The 16,733-nt window shown below is 63.4% G+C and carries 13 protein-coding genes; 2 read left to right on the plus strand and 11 right to left on the minus strand.

The window, feature by feature from the left end; genetic code table 11:
- Window positions 1–24: 24 nt before the first annotated feature.
- Genes ACLIKD_RS05440 through ACLIKD_RS05450 form a run of 3 tightly spaced genes read right to left on the minus strand, consistent with a single transcriptional unit; the run spans window position 25 to window position 5,235 of the window.
- Window positions 25–1,374, minus strand: a complete 1,350-nt coding sequence (locus ACLIKD_RS05440; RefSeq protein ID WP_428827487.1) for a hypothetical protein — start codon at window positions 1,372–1,374, stop codon at window positions 25–27.
- Window positions 1,371–2,444 (minus strand): hypothetical protein, encoded by a 1,074-nt coding sequence (locus tag ACLIKD_RS05445; protein WP_428827488.1) that lies wholly within the window; start codon window positions 2,442–2,444, stop codon window positions 1,371–1,373. The genes ACLIKD_RS05440 and ACLIKD_RS05445 overlap by 4 nt, the downstream gene beginning before the upstream one ends.
- The gene (locus ACLIKD_RS05450) at window positions 2,425–5,235 is read right to left on the minus strand and encodes a type VI secretion system Vgr family protein (RefSeq protein ID WP_428827489.1); all 2,811 of its coding nucleotides are present in this window, start codon (window positions 5,233–5,235) and stop codon (window positions 2,425–2,427) included. Before ACLIKD_RS05450 ends, ACLIKD_RS05445 begins: the two co-directional genes overlap by 20 nt.
- 280 nt (window positions 5,236–5,515) lie before the next feature.
- Between ACLIKD_RS05450 and ACLIKD_RS05455 the strand changes: the two genes are divergently transcribed.
- Window positions 5,516–5,791, plus strand: coding sequence for a DUF2164 domain-containing protein (locus ACLIKD_RS05455; RefSeq protein ID WP_428827490.1), 276 nt, complete (start codon window positions 5,516–5,518; stop codon window positions 5,789–5,791).
- A 47-nt stretch (window positions 5,792–5,838) separates the two neighbouring features.
- Here ACLIKD_RS05455 and ACLIKD_RS05460 read toward each other — a convergent pair whose 3' ends face one another.
- Window positions 5,839–6,339, minus strand: coding sequence for a MarR family winged helix-turn-helix transcriptional regulator (locus ACLIKD_RS05460; protein ID WP_428827491.1), 501 nt, complete (start codon window positions 6,337–6,339; stop codon window positions 5,839–5,841).
- A gap of 132 nt (window positions 6,340–6,471) precedes the next feature.
- On the opposite strand from ACLIKD_RS05460, the gene ACLIKD_RS05465 reads away from it, so the two are divergent.
- Window positions 6,472–7,809: a ferredoxin reductase family protein gene (locus tag ACLIKD_RS05465; protein WP_428827492.1), complete on the plus strand. Its 1,338-nt coding sequence runs from the start codon at window positions 6,472–6,474 to the stop codon at window positions 7,807–7,809.
- A gap of 92 nt (window positions 7,810–7,901) precedes the next feature.
- On the opposite strand, the gene ACLIKD_RS05470 is transcribed toward ACLIKD_RS05465, so the two are convergent.
- From ACLIKD_RS05470 to ACLIKD_RS05500, 7 genes are all read right to left on the minus strand, one after another.
- Window positions 7,902–9,416: an efflux transporter outer membrane subunit gene (locus ACLIKD_RS05470; protein WP_428827493.1), complete on the minus strand. Its 1,515-nt coding sequence runs from the start codon at window positions 9,414–9,416 to the stop codon at window positions 7,902–7,904.
- Window positions 9,417–9,434: 18 nt separating this feature from the next.
- Window positions 9,435–12,623 (minus strand): efflux RND transporter permease subunit, encoded by a 3,189-nt coding sequence (locus ACLIKD_RS05475; protein ID WP_428827494.1) that lies wholly within the window; start codon window positions 12,621–12,623, stop codon window positions 9,435–9,437.
- Window positions 12,624–12,635: 12 nt separating this feature from the next.
- Complete coding sequence (locus ACLIKD_RS05480) at window positions 12,636–13,796, minus strand: efflux RND transporter periplasmic adaptor subunit (protein WP_428827495.1); 1,161 nt, start codon at window positions 13,794–13,796, stop codon at window positions 12,636–12,638.
- 122 nt (window positions 13,797–13,918) lie between these two features.
- On the minus strand, window positions 13,919–14,749 hold the full coding sequence (locus ACLIKD_RS05485; protein ID WP_428827496.1) for an alpha/beta hydrolase: 831 nt from the start codon (window positions 14,747–14,749) through the stop codon (window positions 13,919–13,921).
- A gap of 451 nt (window positions 14,750–15,200) precedes the next feature.
- Window positions 15,201–15,836 carry an NAD(P)H-dependent oxidoreductase gene (locus ACLIKD_RS05490; RefSeq protein WP_428827497.1) on the minus strand — a complete coding sequence of 212 codons (636 nt, stop codon included), beginning with the start codon at window positions 15,834–15,836 and terminating at the stop codon, window positions 15,201–15,203.
- Between the two features lie 98 nt (window positions 15,837–15,934).
- Window positions 15,935–16,342: a RidA family protein gene (locus ACLIKD_RS05495; protein WP_428827498.1), complete on the minus strand. Its 408-nt coding sequence runs from the start codon at window positions 16,340–16,342 to the stop codon at window positions 15,935–15,937.
- Complete coding sequence (locus tag ACLIKD_RS05500) at window positions 16,339–16,707, minus strand: hypothetical protein (protein WP_428827499.1); 369 nt, start codon at window positions 16,705–16,707, stop codon at window positions 16,339–16,341. The genes ACLIKD_RS05495 and ACLIKD_RS05500 overlap by 4 nt, the downstream gene beginning before the upstream one ends.
- Between the last annotated feature and the right edge of the window lie 26 nt (window positions 16,708–16,733).

Here is a 16,733-nt window from a genome sequence, read left to right on the forward strand (position 1 = left end):
GCCCCGGCTTCGTGGCAGACCGTCCTACAGCTTCGGCGTCGACTGGTCCGGCGACCATTGCCAGAAGGTCAGGCCGTAATCACCACCCACTGAAGGCATGACCTCGCCCTGCTTGAAGTAGCGGCGGGAGTTGGCTTGAGCCGGGGTGAACCACCAGCCGGCTTCGGGGCAGGGATTTCCGGCGAGGATGTTAGGGCGCTTTACATAGCCGAGCGCATACTTGGCACGTATTTCGGCATTAGGCCAATCGCTATCCTCATCAAAGCGCCGCATCCAGCGCAACGACGACTCGTAGTCGAAACGTGGGTTCGGGTCATCGTCCCAAGGGTCCAGCGTCAGCAGCATGAGGTCGTCGCAGCGCACCGGCCGAATCAGGCGATTGGCCTTGACCTGTAAGTCTGGCACGCCATTCTTGACGGGATGGAGGTCGAGTTCACCCAAGCGAATCCAGAGTGCCGGTCCGCCATTGGGATTATGCGGGCCGACGGCAAATGGAATGGCCGTGATTTCAATTCGTGGATCGTCGAGTTCGGCGCGCACTTCGGCCTCGGACTTACCCAGTTTGGCACGCCAGTACGGGGTAAGCAGGAAACACCAAGTGGGGGTGCGCAAACCGGCGCCAAGGTTCGACGGATTAACGTACTTTACCGAGGGATCACGACCCTCGACGAGTTCCGGTTCGAACTGCGCATCGTCTCGATGGTAACGGAAGCTGTGGAAGGCCATCGTGGACGTATGGTCGATATCCATACCGTAGACATAGTCGGCGCAGATGCGTTCCAGTACGTCGCACTCATAAGCGCCGAGGATGTTGAAACCGCCGTTGCCGACTTCGAAGCCGCTGTAGCAGTGCTCGGGTTGCAAGCGGGCGATACAGTCCTTAACGAACGCCTGCCAGCGTGCCCTGTTCTGGTTGTACCACTTGTGCCGGAAAGTCAGCTTGAGCGAGGTGTAACGCATCACACCGTCATCAACCTTTGCACAAATGGCCCAGCGCGCCGTGGTTGCATCGCTATCCTGATCGGTGGCCATGAGCCAGAATGACTGCAGGTTGTCCTGTCGATCCTTGGCCTCCTGGTGCAAGTCTGTTGGCAAGCGCGGGTCGTTCGCTGGCAACCAGTCCTGAGTATCATCTTTCCAGACGATCTGAAACGGCTCGTCGATCAACGCCTCGAATTCCTTACTGATGGCGATGATCTTGTCGGCCACGGGAAGGTAGTCGCTCTTCTGGTGATAGACATAGAAGGTGATGTAGGGGCAGAGACCGATTTCGCGGCCTTCGTCACCGATGACCTCCAGTGAGTCAGTTGCCTGCGAGTCATTGATAAACGGAATAATTTCTTCGGGTTGAAGAAACAGTTCGGAGGTGCTCATCGATTCTTTCTTCCTTTGTGCGGTGTTTTCTTGCTCGGCTCATCTTTGTCATGCTGGTCGTGGCCATGCTCTACTGCGCGATCTTCCGGATAGCGGAATAACGACAATCGTCCACCTGAACTGACATTGCGTTTATCGAAGCGAGCGGGGCTTTTTCCTGTCTTGACGTTGGCGGCGGCATCAAGCACCGCCTGGTACTGTTCGAACTGCTTGCCGTCAATCTTATCCCCCGCGAACTTGATTTCGACGATAGCGAAGATATTGGCTTTTCCGGTGGGTTTCTTGCGATACTCGTTGATGACCAGATCGGCACTGATGCTGCCGGCACGATTGTTGGGCGGCGGGACGGGATAGAAGGGGCTGACTTTGCCGACTCGCTTGAGACGGGTTGCACCCTCCATCGGATGATCAGAGTAGCCCGGCTTGGGTCCGAAACTGACCTCGCACTTCAAGGGGCTAGCCCAGTCAAGGCAGTAGTCGACGAACTCGAACATCAGGTTGGCAGCGAACTGCTTGAGACGGACGAGGATGAATTGCTCAAGCTCAATATCGGCGATTTCTTCGACCGATTTCTTGAGAATTTCTTCGAGTGCCTTGCGCTTGACCTTGGGCAAATCCTTGATGGAAACGTCTTTCTTCTTGCGCAGTTGCAGCACGGGCATGGCGTTTGCCTTGTCGCAGACCTCGCTGATGACGCGACGGAAGGGGATTTTCTGCTGGATGGCGGTACTAATCACACCGCCATCGGCGCCTCGCCCTTTGGCGTGCTTGGTGTCCTGGCTTTGTGGATCGGCACCAGCGGCGGCCAAGAGGATGGCAACCTGTTCCTTTTCGCTGATTTTCTTGTCGATCTCGTCTTTCAGGTTCTGGATCAGATGTTCCAGCTGTTTTTTTGCTTCGTCGACGCTCTTGTAATATTTGTCGAGACCTTCGTAGATGTCCTTGATGACGTCGTAAGCCTCGTAAGCAGTCAGTGCGACGCCGACGAGCTCGATGATCTCGATGATGGCTACGGCAATAAGCGGTAAGGGCATGTGTCGAGTTCCCGGGTCAGGATTGGCGAGATGCAACCGAGGCCAGCTTGGCCTGCCAGTTTTCGGTAATGCGTTCGCTTTCGCGCATGACTGATTTGTAGACGCTGATCGATTCGGATTGCTGCGTCGTCACCATGCTCGTCTGGCCCGAGGCATTACTCCTGCCACTGGCAAGGACTTTGCCGGTTCGCCCGCTGCGGATTTCGTAGTCATAGTTTTCAAAAGGCCGGTTATCGGTTTTGAAGAGCTCATATTGTCCGGTACACAAGGCTTCCGTGAAGGCTGGAGCCGTCTGCTGTGTTGTTGTCCCTGTCGGCAAACTCTCCAAATTGGCATTCCCTCGCCCCGGCCCCACAAACGCATTCCCGCTGCCCTTCACCGAGAACGTCCCCGGACACGCGAAGGTGATGTTCTGCCCCTCCAGCGTCACCGAAGATTGCCCGGCCTGCAGCACGATCTTCTCCTTGGCCAGGATATGAATCTCGTCGTTGCTGCTGGTTATCGTCACCGACTGGTCGGCGAGGATTTCCATCTGGTCGGTATTGGCCTGGATGGTGTGGCTGCCGGCGGCGGCGATGCTCTTGATGCCGCCGCCGTGGCTGAACCAGCTGGCGCCGGCGCCGACGGTGGTGGCGACGGTGTGGGCGCTGGCGATATGGAAGTCCTGCTGGACGGTGGCGTGCAGGTGGCCGCCGGCATAGAGCAGGGTGCTGGCCGGGCTGGCCAGGCCGATGTCGCTGGGCGCTTCGTTGAGGATGATCGGTTCGGCGAAGCGTTCGGTCGGCTCGCCGAGTTCGCGGCTGCCGGGCCGGGCTTTCTGCGCCGGCTGACCGCCGATGCTGGCGGTGAATTTGCCGTCCTGCTGGGGGTCGATCGTCTTGATGAACTTCGTCTGCTCGGCATTGGCTTTCAGCGGCAGGGCGGTTTGGCCGCAGGCGGCATCGGACAGGGCTTTGGCGGTTTCTTCGGCGGCTTTCAGTTGGGCGACGGTTTCGGCGACATCGAGCTGCGTGCTTTGCCCGTTCGGGCGGGCGGTGGCCGAGATCAGGATGCCCTCGCCGGCGCGTACGGCGAGCCAGGCATCGCTCCGGAGTTCGAAGCCGCTGCCGCGCCAGGCACCGCGGCTGGCGCTTTCCGGGGCCTGGTGGATGAGGTGGCCGAGACTGAGCTGGCCGGCGTTCTCGCTGGTTGCCAGGCGCGTGCGCGACTGACCGGGCGAGTCGTCGAGCACCCACTGGTTATGGCCTTCTTCAAAGTTGTGGCTCATCCAACCGGAGAGCACGCCTGGGTGGTTGGCCCCGGCTTCGTGGCCGGCGCTGAAGGGCGGCAGGTCGGCGCCGTTGTAGGCTTGGCCGACGATGATCGGGCGGTCGATGTCGGCGCCGAGGAAGTCGACCAGCACTTCGCTGCCGATGCGCGGCAGGAAATGGCTGCCCCAGTTGGCGCCGGACAGCCATTCGGCGACCCGCACCCAGGTGCCGGACTGGTCGTTGCCAGGCGCGTTGCCGGTCTTGCCGGCCCCGGCGGTTTCGGTCAGGCCGCCGGCATTGGGGGTGGCGCCGCGTTGCCAGGGAAACTGGATCTTGATCCGGTGATCGCGCTCGGTGGTCAGTACGGCATCGGGCAGGCCGACGACATGGGCGGTTTGCGAGCGGGCCTGCGGCTTGGCGATGGGTAGCGGCACGACCGGAATCGCTGCCGGCTGGGCGATGCAGCGGTTGCGGTAGCTGCCGCTTTCGATGTCGGTACTGCCGAGCAGGGCGGCGGCCTGGGCGCCGAGGTTGTTGGCGCCGTGGTGGTCGATGCCGAGCACGGTGAAGCGGGCATCGTCGCCGATATAGGAGGCATGCTGGGTCAGCGTGAAGACGGTGCCTTCGGCCAGTTGGCGGACGCTGCCTTCACCGGTGAAGGAACGGTATTTCGCTTCGTGGGCGGCGAGCAACAGGTCGGTGCGCAACTGCGCGGCGGTGCTGTCTTCGAAGCGGTAGGCTTGCGAGGCATCGTGGACTTCCAGCCGGGGCAGTTCGCCGTTATCCAGCGTGCTCTTGGCTTCGGCGCCGGTGGCGACCAGGGTCTTGTAGTCCCAGCCGGCAAGCGACACGGCATTGGGCTGGACCGAGCGGCTTTCCTGCCAGACCTGGAGCGTGTCGGTCGCTTCGCTGGCGGCGCTGCGATGAAAGCGGATTTCCGGCTGGGCGGAAACCGGCAGTTCGCTGTCGCGGTCGAAGATGACCAGTTGATGGCGGGCGTGGCTGGCGGCGTCCCCGGCGCTGGCCGACTGGTCGTGGGTGAAGCGGTAGGACAGGCCTTCTTCGGCGAGCAGGCGCTGGATGAAGGCCAGATCAGTCTCACGGTATTGCGTTGCCGTGCTGTACTGGCGCAGTTTCTGGGTGACCTGGCTGGTCCAGTGAGCGGGCGGGTAGTCGGCGAAGATCTGGGTCAGGATGTCGATCACCGTCTTGTCCTGGAACAGGTAGTTGTCGCGGCGCTGGCCGAGGAAGGCAAGCCAGGGTTCCATGATCACCCGGTAGCGGGCCAGGCCGCCATCGGCCCCCAGCTGCAGGGCTTCGGTGACGTAGCCGTGCCAAGACCGTTTGCTGCCGTCGGCTTGCAACAGGCGCAGGGTGATTTCCTCGCCGATCAGGGCCTTGAGATCGAGATAGGCGTTGGTGGACAGGCAGTCGATTTCGAAACGGAAGGTTTCCGAGACGGCTTCCCGGCCGGAGAAGCGTTCGACGAGCAGCGAAGCCTCGGGTAGCGCGGTGGTGATTTCCAGCAGGCGGGCGTGCTGCGAGAGGAAGATGTCGGAGAGGGAAGAGAGGGACATCGGCGCACCGGATATGCCAAAAGGGTGCTCATTGTATTATGACGACGGCAATATCGCCATATCGTTTGGCATTGGCCGAACAGTCCAGGTTGGGGGCTCGGCCACCGATTCACTGAGCATCGGCTGTCTGGGTGGCCGCGGACGGCTTCCATGCTCCGGTCTCCCATCTCCCCCGAATGCCTCATTTGTACAAACTTTTTGCCCTTTGCCTAGACTGGTCGTTCGCCGCTTATCGACGGACAATTCGTCCGTCAAAAAACGGAAAAACTGGTTACTACAAATGGCAATTGAAATATCGACAGACGCTACCAACGCCGCAATCGCCTCCATTCAGCGCTATTTCGCGACCAACCTGAATGAAGAAATCGGTGGCTTGGGGGCTGGCGCGCTACTTTCCTTTTTCCTGAAGGAAATTGGCCCGGTTGTTTACAACAAGGGCGTTGCCGATGCGCAGACACGAATGCAAGAGCGGGTGATGGAGCTCGATGTCGAGGTGTACGAAGAGGCCTTCACGTATTGGGCGAAGCAGGGGCGCCAGGGGGCGCGCCAAAAGTGAAGTCAAGTCATTGAATTTGGCTTCCGGACATTACGCGGCCAGGGGTTTCATCCTGTTTGCCGATTTGCCTGCACCGGCACCGCCACGACCTTGCTGAGCAGGGTCGTCAGTTGCCCGATCTCCCCGGCATCCAGCGCGTTCCTGAGCCAGGCTCTTGTTGCGCCAAGCATCGCGGTCATCGCCGTTTCGACTTTTTGCCTTCCTTCGTCGGTCAGCTGAACGGGCTTGACGCGCAGGTCATGCGGCAGTTGAAGGCGCTTGACCAGACCGCGAGCCTCCAGCTGAAGCATCACCTTGGTCAAACCGCCAGAGGTGATCACCACCTCCTGCTGGATCTGCGACGGAGTCATGTCGTGCGGTGCGGGGGCGTTGCGCAATGTCGCGAGGACATCGAACTCGGCGGTCGATAGGCCGTTTTCGACCAGCAGCGGTTGTATCACCTCAATCGATCGGCGATGCGCCCATTGCAACGCCAGAAAGAGCGGAGAAATCTGCGGATCGAGCGAGCTGTCCCATTGATGACTATCCATCCTGGTGTTCTTGTCCATGTGATCGAAACTCTCCTTCGGGTCATCTGATGCGGCCGTCACGTTACAGATTGTAAGTCTCGTAAGTTATCTTGCGAGAAAGATAAGTGGCGGCTAGTCTGCATACACGTAGATACGCAAGTGGGGAGCATCATGAAAATCATCAAGTACACGCTGGTCGGTTACCTGGCGCTGCTCAGCGCCGCCTGGTGGCTGACCGACCAAGCCGATTTGTTCAACCTGGCCGGGTTTTTTCCCTGGCGAAATGTCCTGAGCCAATACACCGGCGTTATCGCCATTGGCGTGATGAGCCTGGCGATGATTCTTTCGGCCAGGCCGGTCTTTTTGGAACGCTACTTCGGCGGTCTCGACAAAATGTACCGTCTGCACAAGTGGCTGGGCATTTCCGCTCTGGTCATTTCGATCAGCCATTGGCTGATCGCCGACGGCCCCAAGTGGCTGGTTCAGCTTGGCTGGCTGACGCGTCCCGGCGGCCGGGGGCCTCGTCCGGTATTCCCGGAGGGTTCCTTGCAGCAGCTTTTTCTGGAGCAGCGCGGTCTGGCCGAAGGCATTGGCGAGTGGGCGTTCTACGCTGCGGTGCTGTTGATGGTGCTGGCGCTGGTCAAACGCTTTCCCTACAAGCGGTTTTTCCAGACCCACAAGATTCTCGCCGTTGCCTATCTGGCCCTGGTCTTCCACGCCGTGGTGCTGGTCAAGTTCGACTACTGGAGCGGCCTTGTCGGGCCGCTCCTGATCGTCCTCATGACCCTCGGCAGCATCGCTGCGGTGATGTCGCTGACTAACCGGCGGGCTGGCGGCAAGCGGGCGCTGGGCAAGGTTCTCGCCATCGAGCAGTTGGCGGCGCTGGGCGTCGCGGCGATCGAAGTGCAACTGGATAGCGGCTGGCCCGGCCATAAGCCCGGACAGTTTGCCTTTGTCACTTTCCATGAAGACGAAGGTCCGCACCCCTTCACGATCGCTTCGGCGTGGCATGAAGACGGGCGCATCCGCTTCCTGGTCAAGGCCCTGGGCGATTACACGCGGTCCTTGCCGAAGCGGCTGAAAGTCGGCGACAGCGTCAAGCTGGAAGGACCCTACGGCCAATTCACTTTCGAGGGCAACGCGCCGCGCCAGATCTGGATTGGCGGCGGTATTGGCATCACGCCCTTCATCGCCCGGATGAAAGCCCTGGCCGGCCAGCCTGACGGGAAAGCCGTCGATCTGTTCCACTGCACGGCGGACTATGATCAGGCCGCGGTCGACAAACTGACGCGAGATGCCGCCGCCGCGAAGGTCAGCCTGCACGTTCTGTGGGATCAGCGCGACGGGCGACTCGATCTTCAGCGCCTGACCAAGAGCGTTCCCAATTGGCGCGAAGCCGACGTGTGGTTCTGCGGCCCGGCCAGGTTCGGTCAGGCCATCCGGGATGGTCTGGGCTCGCTGGGCTTCCCGGGCGAACGCTTCCATCAGGAATTGTTTGAAATGCGCTAGCGCTCGCTGGCGCCAGGGTCGCCTGGTTAAACAAGCCGATAGTCTGGCCAGCCCGACGGACACGCGATGGCGTCCGCCGGGCTGGTGGCGACTCAGCTACCCGATTCGCTACCCCAGCCGCCGCCGATGGCGCGGATCAGATTGACCGTCGCCCGCGCCCGCTCGGCATCGAGCTGGACGGCGACGCGTTGCTGCAACAGCACGCTGCGGTCGGCATCGATGACGTTGAGATGGCCGACCGAACCTTCACGGTACTGGACCTGCGACAGCCGGGCGGCGCGGCGCGACGAGCTCACCGCCTCGTCCTGGGCTTGCGTCTGGTCGCCAAGCAGGCGCAGGTGGGCGAGGTTGTCCTCAACTTCCTTGAAAGCCCGCAGCACCGTCTGCTGGTAGTTGGCTGCCTCTTCGGCGTAGGCCGCGTGGGCCTGGTCGACGCCGGCCTGGCGGGCGCCGCCGTCGAAGATCGGCAGCGAGAGCAGGGTGCCGACCAGCGGCCCCATGACGAAGGCGCGGCTGCTCCACTTGAACAGGTCGCCCAGTTCATTCGACTCGTAACCGAGCGCCCCGGTCAGCGACAGGCGCGGAAAAAAGGCGGCACGCGCCGTGCCGATCCGGGCATTGGCGGCGGCCATCGCCCGTTCGGCGGCGGCGATGTCGGGACGCCGTTCGAGCAGGGCCGAGGGCAGGCCGGCCGGTACTTGCAGGCTGACCCGGTTGAGCGGCTGCGCCGGCAGGTCGAAGGCGGCCGGCGCCTGGCCGAGCAGAATGGCCAGGCTGTGTTCGGCGACGGCGCGCTGGCGGGCGATGCCGACGGCCTCGGAACGGGCCGAGGCCAGCTCGGTGCGGGCGGTGGCCAGCTCCAGCTCGCTGATGTCGCCTTCGTCGAAGCGGCGCTGGAAGAGCTGGGTGCCCTGTTCGCGCAGTTTGACGGTGTCGGCGTACAAGGCGGCGAGGGCGTCGAGCTCGCGCAGCGAAAAATAGGCTTGCGCGATATCGGCCTGGATGGCCAGTTGCAGCGAGCGGAACAGGGCTTCACGCTGGTCCGTCGTCGCCTTGGCAGCATCGACGCCGCTGCTCACCCGGCCGAACAGGTCGGCCTCGTAGGCGACGGTGCCTTGGGCCCGCCACAGCGTCGCGATGCCGGTCTCGGCGTCGGCCGCCAGGCCTTGCGAGGCCGGCGACGGGCGCTGGCGGGTCGGCCCGGCACCGATGCCGATCTGCGGGAAGAGCGCCGAGCGGGCGTTCTGCTGCAAGGCCCGGGCCTGGGCCAGCCGGGCGGCGCCGGCCTTGAGGTCCTGGTTGGCGGCGGCAGCCTGGGTTTCCAGGCGGTCCAGCGTCGGGTCGGCAAAGGCCTTCCACCATTCGCCGCGCGGGATGTTCTCGGCCGGTTCGGCGGTTTTCCACTGGCCGCTGGCCGTGGCCTCCTTGAAGGCAGCCGGGCTATCGACCACCGGCGGCTGGTAGGTCGGGGCCAGCGAGCAGCCGGCCAGGGTGAGCAGGGCGGCGAGCAACGGGAACAGCCGGGCCGGGCGGGTTAGCCCGGCGGGCCGGGCAGGCGGCGCGGCCGAAGCGGCCGGGTGGGGTGGGTAGGGGAGCAAATAGTTCATGGCAGTTTCTCCTGCGGCTTAAGCCGGGGTGTGGGCCGGAGCAATCGGCGCTTCGTGGTGGGTGGCCGAGTGCAGCTTGTGGCGCTTGTCCAGCGTGCGGAGCAGGACATAGAAGGTCGGCGTCAGGAACAGGCCGAAAGTGGTCACACCGAGCATGCCGAAGAAGACGGCGATGCCCATCGCGTGGCGCATTTCCGAACCGGCGCCGGTCGAGGTGACGAGCGGGATGACGCCCATGATGAAGGCGATCGAGGTCATCAGGATCGGGCGCAGCCGCAGCCGGCTGGCGTCGATTGCCGCCTGCAGCGGCGTCGCCCCCTGCAGTTCCAGCTCGCGGGCGAACTCGACGATCAGGATGGCGTTCTTGCAAGCCAGGCCGACCAGCACCATCAGCCCGATCTGGGTGAAGATGTTGTTGTCGCCGCCGGTCAGCCAGACGCCGGTCAGCGCGGCGAGGATGCTCATCGGCACGATCATGATCACGGCCAGCGGCAGGGTCAGGCTTTCGTACTGCGCGGCGAGAACCAGGAAGACGAGCAGCAGGCTGATCGGGAAAACCCAGATGCCGGCGTTGCCGGCCAGGATCTTCTGGTAGGTCAGGTCGGTCCACTCGAACTTGACGCCGCGCGGCAGGGTTTCCGCCGCGATTCGTTCGGCCGCCGCCTCGGCCTGCGCCGACGAAAAGCCGGGGGCCGGGCCGCCGTTGATGTCGGCGGCGGTGTAGCCGTTGTAGCGGACGACCATTTCCGGGCCGAAAGTGGTGTGCACCTTGACCAGCGAGGAGAGCGGCACCATCTCGCCGAGGTTGTTGCGCGTCTTCAGTTCCAGGATGTCCTCCGGGTGAGCGCGGAACGGCGCGTCGGCCTGGGCGCGGACCTGGTAGGTGCGGCCGAAGCGGTTGAAGTCGTTGACGTACAGCGAGCCGAGGTAGATCTGCATGGTGTCGAACACGTCGGTTACCGAAACGCCTTGCTGCTTGGCCTTGACGCGGTCGAGATCGACGTCGAGCTGCGGTACGTTGATCTGGTAGCTGGAGAACATCGGCCCCAGTTCCGGCGCCTTGGCGGCGGCCGCCATGAAGGCGTTGGCGGCGGCATTGAGTTCGGCATAGCCGACCGCGCCTCTATCCTCGATCTGCATCTTGAAGCCGCCCACGGTGCCGAGGCCCATCACCGGCGGTGGCGGGAAGACGGCGATGAAGGCTTCCTGGATCGCCGAATACTTCTGGTTCAGCGCCCCGGCGATGGCGCCGGCCGAGAGTTCCTGGCCGTGCCGTTCGTCGAAAGGCTTCAGCGTGACGAAGACGATGCCGGCGCTCGAGCTGTTGGTGAAGCCGTTGATCGACAGGCCGGGGAAGGCGACGGCACTTTCGACGCCGGGCTGGGCCAGGGCGATCTCGCCCATCTTGCGGATCACCGCCTCGGTACGGTCGAGCGAGGCGCCGTTCGGCAGTTGCGTGAAGCTGATCAGGTACTGCTTGTCCTGGGCCGGTACGAAGCCGCCGGGTACCAGGTAGGAGATGCCGACGGTCAGCCCGAGCAACACGGCATAGACGCCCATCGCCGAAGCCTTGCGACCGATCACGCCGGTGACGCCGCGGCCGTAGTTCTCGGAAGCGCGGCCGAAGAAGCGGTTGAAGGCGGCGAAGAAGCGGCCGAACCAGCGGTTCATCTGCCGGGTCAGCCAGTCGGGTTCGGCACCATGGCCTTTGAGCAGCATGGCGGCGAGGGCCGGCGACAGGGTCAGCGAGTTGAAGGCCGAGATCACCGTCGAGATGGCGATGGTCATCGCGAACTGCTTGTAGAACTGGCCGGTCAGTCCGGTCATGAAGGCGAGCGGCACGAAGACGGCGACCAGCGTGAGGGCGATGGCGACGATCGGTCCGCTGACTTCGCGCATCGCCCGGTAGGTCGCTTCGCGCGGCGTCAGGCCGGCTTCGATGTTGCGCTCGACGTTTTCGACGACGACGATGGCGTCATCGACGACGATGCCGATCGCCAGCACCATGCCGAAAAGCGATAGGGCGTTGATCGAATAGCCAAAACCGAGCATCAGCGAAAAGGTGCCGACGATGGACACCGGCACGGCGAGCAGCGGGATGATCGAGGCGCGCCAGGTCTGCAGGAAGACGATCACCACCAGCACGACCAGCGCGATGGCTTCGAGCAGCGTGACGACGACGGCCTTGATGCTGGCCCGGACGAACTGCGTCGGGTCATAGACGATGCGGTACTCGACCGAGGCCGGAAACTCCTTGGCCAACTCCGCCATCGTTTCGCGCACCTTGGCCGAGACGTCGAGGGCGTTGGCGCCCGGTGCCTGGAAGATTGGGATGGCGACCGCCGGCTTGTTGTCGAGCAGCGAACGCAGGCCGTACTCGGAAGCCGCCAGCTCGATGCGGGCGACGTCGGCGAGGCGCGTCACGGCGCCGTCCGGCGAGGTCTTCAGAACGATTTCGCCGAACTCGGCCTCGCTTTGCAGCCGACCCTGGGCATTGACGTTCAATTGCAGCGGGACGTCCGGGCCGCTCGGCGAAGCGCCGATGACGCCGGCCGCGACCTGGACGTTCTGCTCGCGGATGGCGCGCACCACCTCGGCGGCGGTCAGGCCGCGCTGGGCGACTTTCTGCGGGTCGAGCCAGACGCGCATGGCGTAGTTGCCGGAACCGAACAGGCCGACCTCGCCGACGCCCTGGATGCGGGCCAGCCGGTCCTTGACGTTGAGCACCCCGTAATTGCGCAGGTAGGTCATGTCGTAGCGGTTGTCCGGCGAGATCAGGTGCACCACCATGGTCAGTGTCGGCGAACTCTTGATCGTCGTCACGCCGAGCCGCTGGACATCCTCGGGCAGCCGCGGCAGGGCCTGGGCGACGCGGTTCTGGACCAGTTGCTGCGCCTTGTCCGGATCGACACCGAGCTTGAAATTGACCGTCACCGTCAGGTTGCCGTCGCTGTTGGCCTGCGACTGCATGTAAAGCATGTTCTCGACGCCGTTGATCGACTCTTCGAGTGGCGAGGCCACCGTTTCGGCGATCACCTTGGGATTGGCGCCCGGGTACTGGGCGCGGACTACCACCGAGGGCGGCACGACTTCCGGATATTCGGAAATCGGCAGCTGGAACAGCGCCAGCACGCCGCCGAGCAGCAGCAGGACGGAAAGCACGCCGGCGAAGATCGGCCGGTCGATGAAGAATTTCGAGATATTCATGGCCGTCTGTCCTTAGCCTTTGCTGACCGCGGGCGCGTTGCCGCCCATCGGCACAATGTTGGGGGTGACCGTGTCGCCCGGGCGGATACGCTGCAGGCCATTGACGACGATGCGTTCGCCGGCCTGGAGGCCGCTTTCGACGATGCGCTGGCCGTCCTGCACGCTGCCTAGATGGACTTCGCGGTAAGCCGTCTGGTTGCCTTCGCCGACGACCAGCACGAAGCGCTTGGCCTGGTCGGTGCCGACCGCCTTTTCGTCGATCAGCAGGGCGTCGCGCTGGCTGGCGGCACCGAGCCGGATGCGGGCATAGAGACCGGGGACCAGCTTGCCGTCCGGGTTGTCGACCAGGGCGCGCAGACGGATGGTGCCGGAACTGCTGTCGAGGCGGTTGTCCACCGAACTCAGTTTGCCTTCCAGAGAATAGCCCTCGTCGTCGGCCAGCCCGAGATGGATCGGCAGGGCCTTGCCCTGGCTGCCGTTGACCACTTTCAGGTAGCTCTGCTCGTCGACGTCGAAGGCGGCATAGATGCGGTCGGCTGAGACCAGCGAGGTCAGGGCCGGGCCGTTGCCGGGGGCGACCAGGTTGCCGACGGTGACTTCGGCGCGCGAGACGCGGCCGGCGATCGGCGCGGTGATGCGGGTGTATTCGAGGTTGAGCTGGGCGACCTTGAGCGCCGCCCGGGCCGCCTGCAGGTTGGCCTTGGCTTCGCGGGCGGCGTTCTGCTTCTCGTCGAAATCGCGGCGGGCGATGGCGTTCTCGGCGAGCAGCCGTTCGCCGCGTGCCAGATCGCTGGCGGTGTAGGCGACGCGGGCGTCCATCGCGGCGAGCTGGGCTTCGGCGCGGGCGACTTCGGCGGCGAAGGGGCGCGGGTCGATGGTGAACAGCAGCTCACCCTTCCTGACCAGGCTGCCGTCCTTGAAATGCACGGCGGTCAGGATGCCGGACACCTGCGGATGGATCTCGACGCGCTCGACCGCTTCGAGCCGGCCGGAGTATTGCTGCCATTCGGTGACGGCACGGCTGGCGACAGCGGCGACATCGACCGTCGTGGCGGCCGGCGCAGCGACGGCCGGGGTGGCGGCGGCCTGATGGTAGACGGCGAGACCGCCGCCGACCGAGAACAGGCCGGCTAGCGCGGCGGCCAGGATAAGGCGTTTTTGACGTTGGGGCATGGTGGTTCCTCTTTAGTTTTGAATGACTGTTTTCGATTTCAGCGTTCGCCGGGGGTGTGGCTCAGCGTAGGCGGGGAAGGCTTTTCAGGGGATACCCGTTCCTCGCCATTGCTTGCCTGATCCTACAAATTCAGTGGGTGCCTGGGCGGCGGGGCTTCCCACAGCCGGCGGCGGAGAAAGTGGGCGATTTCATCGAGCGCCGGCTGGTGCACGGCAAGCGCCGCATGGGTAACCTTGGCAAAGCGCACGACCTGGGTCGGCACGCCGGCGGCGATCAGTGCCGCGGCGTATTTCTCGGCCTCGTTGTGCAGCACGTCGCATTCGGCGGTGACGATCAGCGCCGGTGGCAAGCCGGCCTGGCGCACCGAGGCCAGCGGCGAGGCGTAGGGATGCAGGCGCTGGCGCGATTGCGGCAGGTACTGGCTGTAGCAACTGGCGCAGGTCGCGGCGCTGAGATCGGAGTTGAGCTTGGCACCGTCGCCGAGCCGGGTCATGTTCGGGTCGAGCATCGGCCCGACCAGCACCTGGGCGACGATAGCCGGGCCGTTGCGGTCGCGGGCGATCAGCGTCAATGCGGCGGCCAGGTTGCCGCCGGCATCGTCGCCGGCCACCGCCAGCCGGCGGGCATCGCCACCCAGGCCGGCGGCATGCGCGGCCAGCCACAAGGCCGCCGCGTGGGCATCTTCCGGCGCTGCCGGGAAAGGACGGGCCGGGGCCAGCGCGTAGCCGACGGCCAGCACCAGCGCCGGGCAATGCTCGGCGATGAAACGGGCCGGCCGGTCGGCATCGTCGAGGCAGCCGCCGATGAAGCCGCCGCCGTGGAAGTAGAGGACGACGGGCAGGCTCGTCGCGCTGGCTGCCGGCCGGTACAGACGCAGGGCAATCGGCGCGGTCGGGCCGGCGATAGTGAAATTCACCGGCTGGCTGGTCGGCGTGGCGGGGCTTGCTTCCATCGTGGTCGGGGCAGCGAAAACTGCCGGAAATTGGGATGGAGCTATTGTCGGAATTATTTGTAACGGGATAAACCGGTGTATTTCGACAATACTATTCAATGTCAGCAAACAATCGTGTCGCGCATTTTCCCGCTACCCACAATATTTAGGCAGACGGTCCGTCTGCCGCAAGTAGGGCTGCAACACGCTATGGACGATTGGCCATTTCCAGAAAGGAGAGAACACTATTCATGGCGCGACATGGAACGGCCAAGTTCGCGGTCGTTCTGGTGCCATTGGCACTGCGCGCCATTCAGGCCGGGGCGTTGCGCCGCTTGGTCGCGGAAACGGCTCGCCCCGTACGGGCGGGTGATCCAGTCCGGCCTCGCCCCTATTGCATAGTCAAGTCCACGCTAATCGTCAGATCGAGCTTCAATACCAGCAAGAGGCAGGGCGCGGCACCCGCCGAGGTTTACTTCACCTCGCTGACGAACCGGTCGCGGGGTCTTCTGATCTTTTTGAGATTGACCAGCCAATCCTGATCGGCATCCCGATAACCCAGCGGCAGGATGGTCACGCTCCTGAGCCCCTTGGCTGGCAGCCCAAGGATGTCATCCAGTGCCTTAGGATCGAAGCCTTCCATCGGCGTGCTATCCACTTCTTCGAACGCCGCCGCGACCAGCGCCACCCCCAGGCCGATGTAGGCCTGTCGGGCCGCATGCTGGTAGTTTTCCTCGGCGTTACGTGGCGGGTACATCCCCAGAAGCATGGCGCGGTAGTTTTCCCAGCCTTCGTTCCCGCCGCCGCGTTCTTCGTTGGTCAGATCGAACATCATGTTGATCCGCTCCGCCGTGTAGTTGTCCCAGGCGGCGAATACCAGCAGGTGCGAGCAGTCAGTGACCTGCGCCTGATTCTTCGCGATGGCCTGGATCTTTTCCCTGATCCCGGGATTGGTTACGACGATGACCTCGTAGGGCTGCAAGCCGCTGGAGGTCGGGGCCAGCCGTATGGCCTCGAGAATGCGCTCGACCTTTTCCTGCGGTACGATTTTTTGCGGCAGCATTTTCTTCGTTGCATAACGCCAGTTCAATTTCTCGATCAAGTCCATTCTGTTCTTCCTCAACGTGATTAATGAAAACCAGGGCCCGGCCTGTGTGCCCGGCTGCAGATCGCGGGAATCCACCAGACCGGGCGAGACGCAAGGGGTCAATCCGGCAGACGAACGGTCAACTCCAGCTCGACTTGCAGGTCGGGCGCGGCCAGGGCCGCGACGCCGACGCCGGTGATGCAGGGCTGCGCACCGTCAAACATTGCCAGCAGCGGGGGGAATATCTGATTCAGTCTGTCGGGCGTCAGATCGGTCATGAAGCAGCGCGCGATCACGATGTCCTCGGGCGTTGCGCCAAGAGCGTGCAAAGCGGCTTTGGCGTTAGCCGCGACGATTTTCATTTGCTCAACCAGATCGGCAGGCGCCGGTTCGCCATTGGGACGCCAGGCCACTTGCCCGGAAATGTAAGCCATGCGGCCCGGTTCAACGATGGATATCTGCGAGTAGCCCATGGCTGCCGAGTTCGGCAAGGAGGGCGGGTTCATGCGAGTGATGGTCTGGGTCATGGGGTTTCCTGTTGGTTGTCGAGAATCAGGGTCGTCTCCTCGATTCGGGCAAAGCGCCCAGCGGGGTCTCGCTGCGCAAAAACATACACTTCCTGGCGAATCCGCTCTCCGTCGTGCCTGACCAGATCGACGATATGCCGTTCCGCGTAGCGTTCGCCATCAACGAGTTCATCGAGAACCGTGATCGTGGCCTGCTTGACCGTCTCGCGGAGATGGATGATGCGCGCAAAAAACGTCGGGCGGTTGTCCCAGCTTCCGTTTGTGCGTTGGCGAAAATCCGGGCCGAAGTGCCGGTTGATGGCTTCCTCTGCAGAAAGCTGTGGGTTGTTGAACAGGTCTTCGATGGCTTCTTTGATGGTGCTCATTGAGGTCGTTTCCGGTGGGTCGTTGA

Source organism: Azonexus sp. IMCC34842 (assembly GCF_050368855.1).
Taxonomy (GTDB): domain Bacteria; phylum Pseudomonadota; class Gammaproteobacteria; order Burkholderiales; family Rhodocyclaceae; genus Azonexus; species Azonexus denitrificans_A.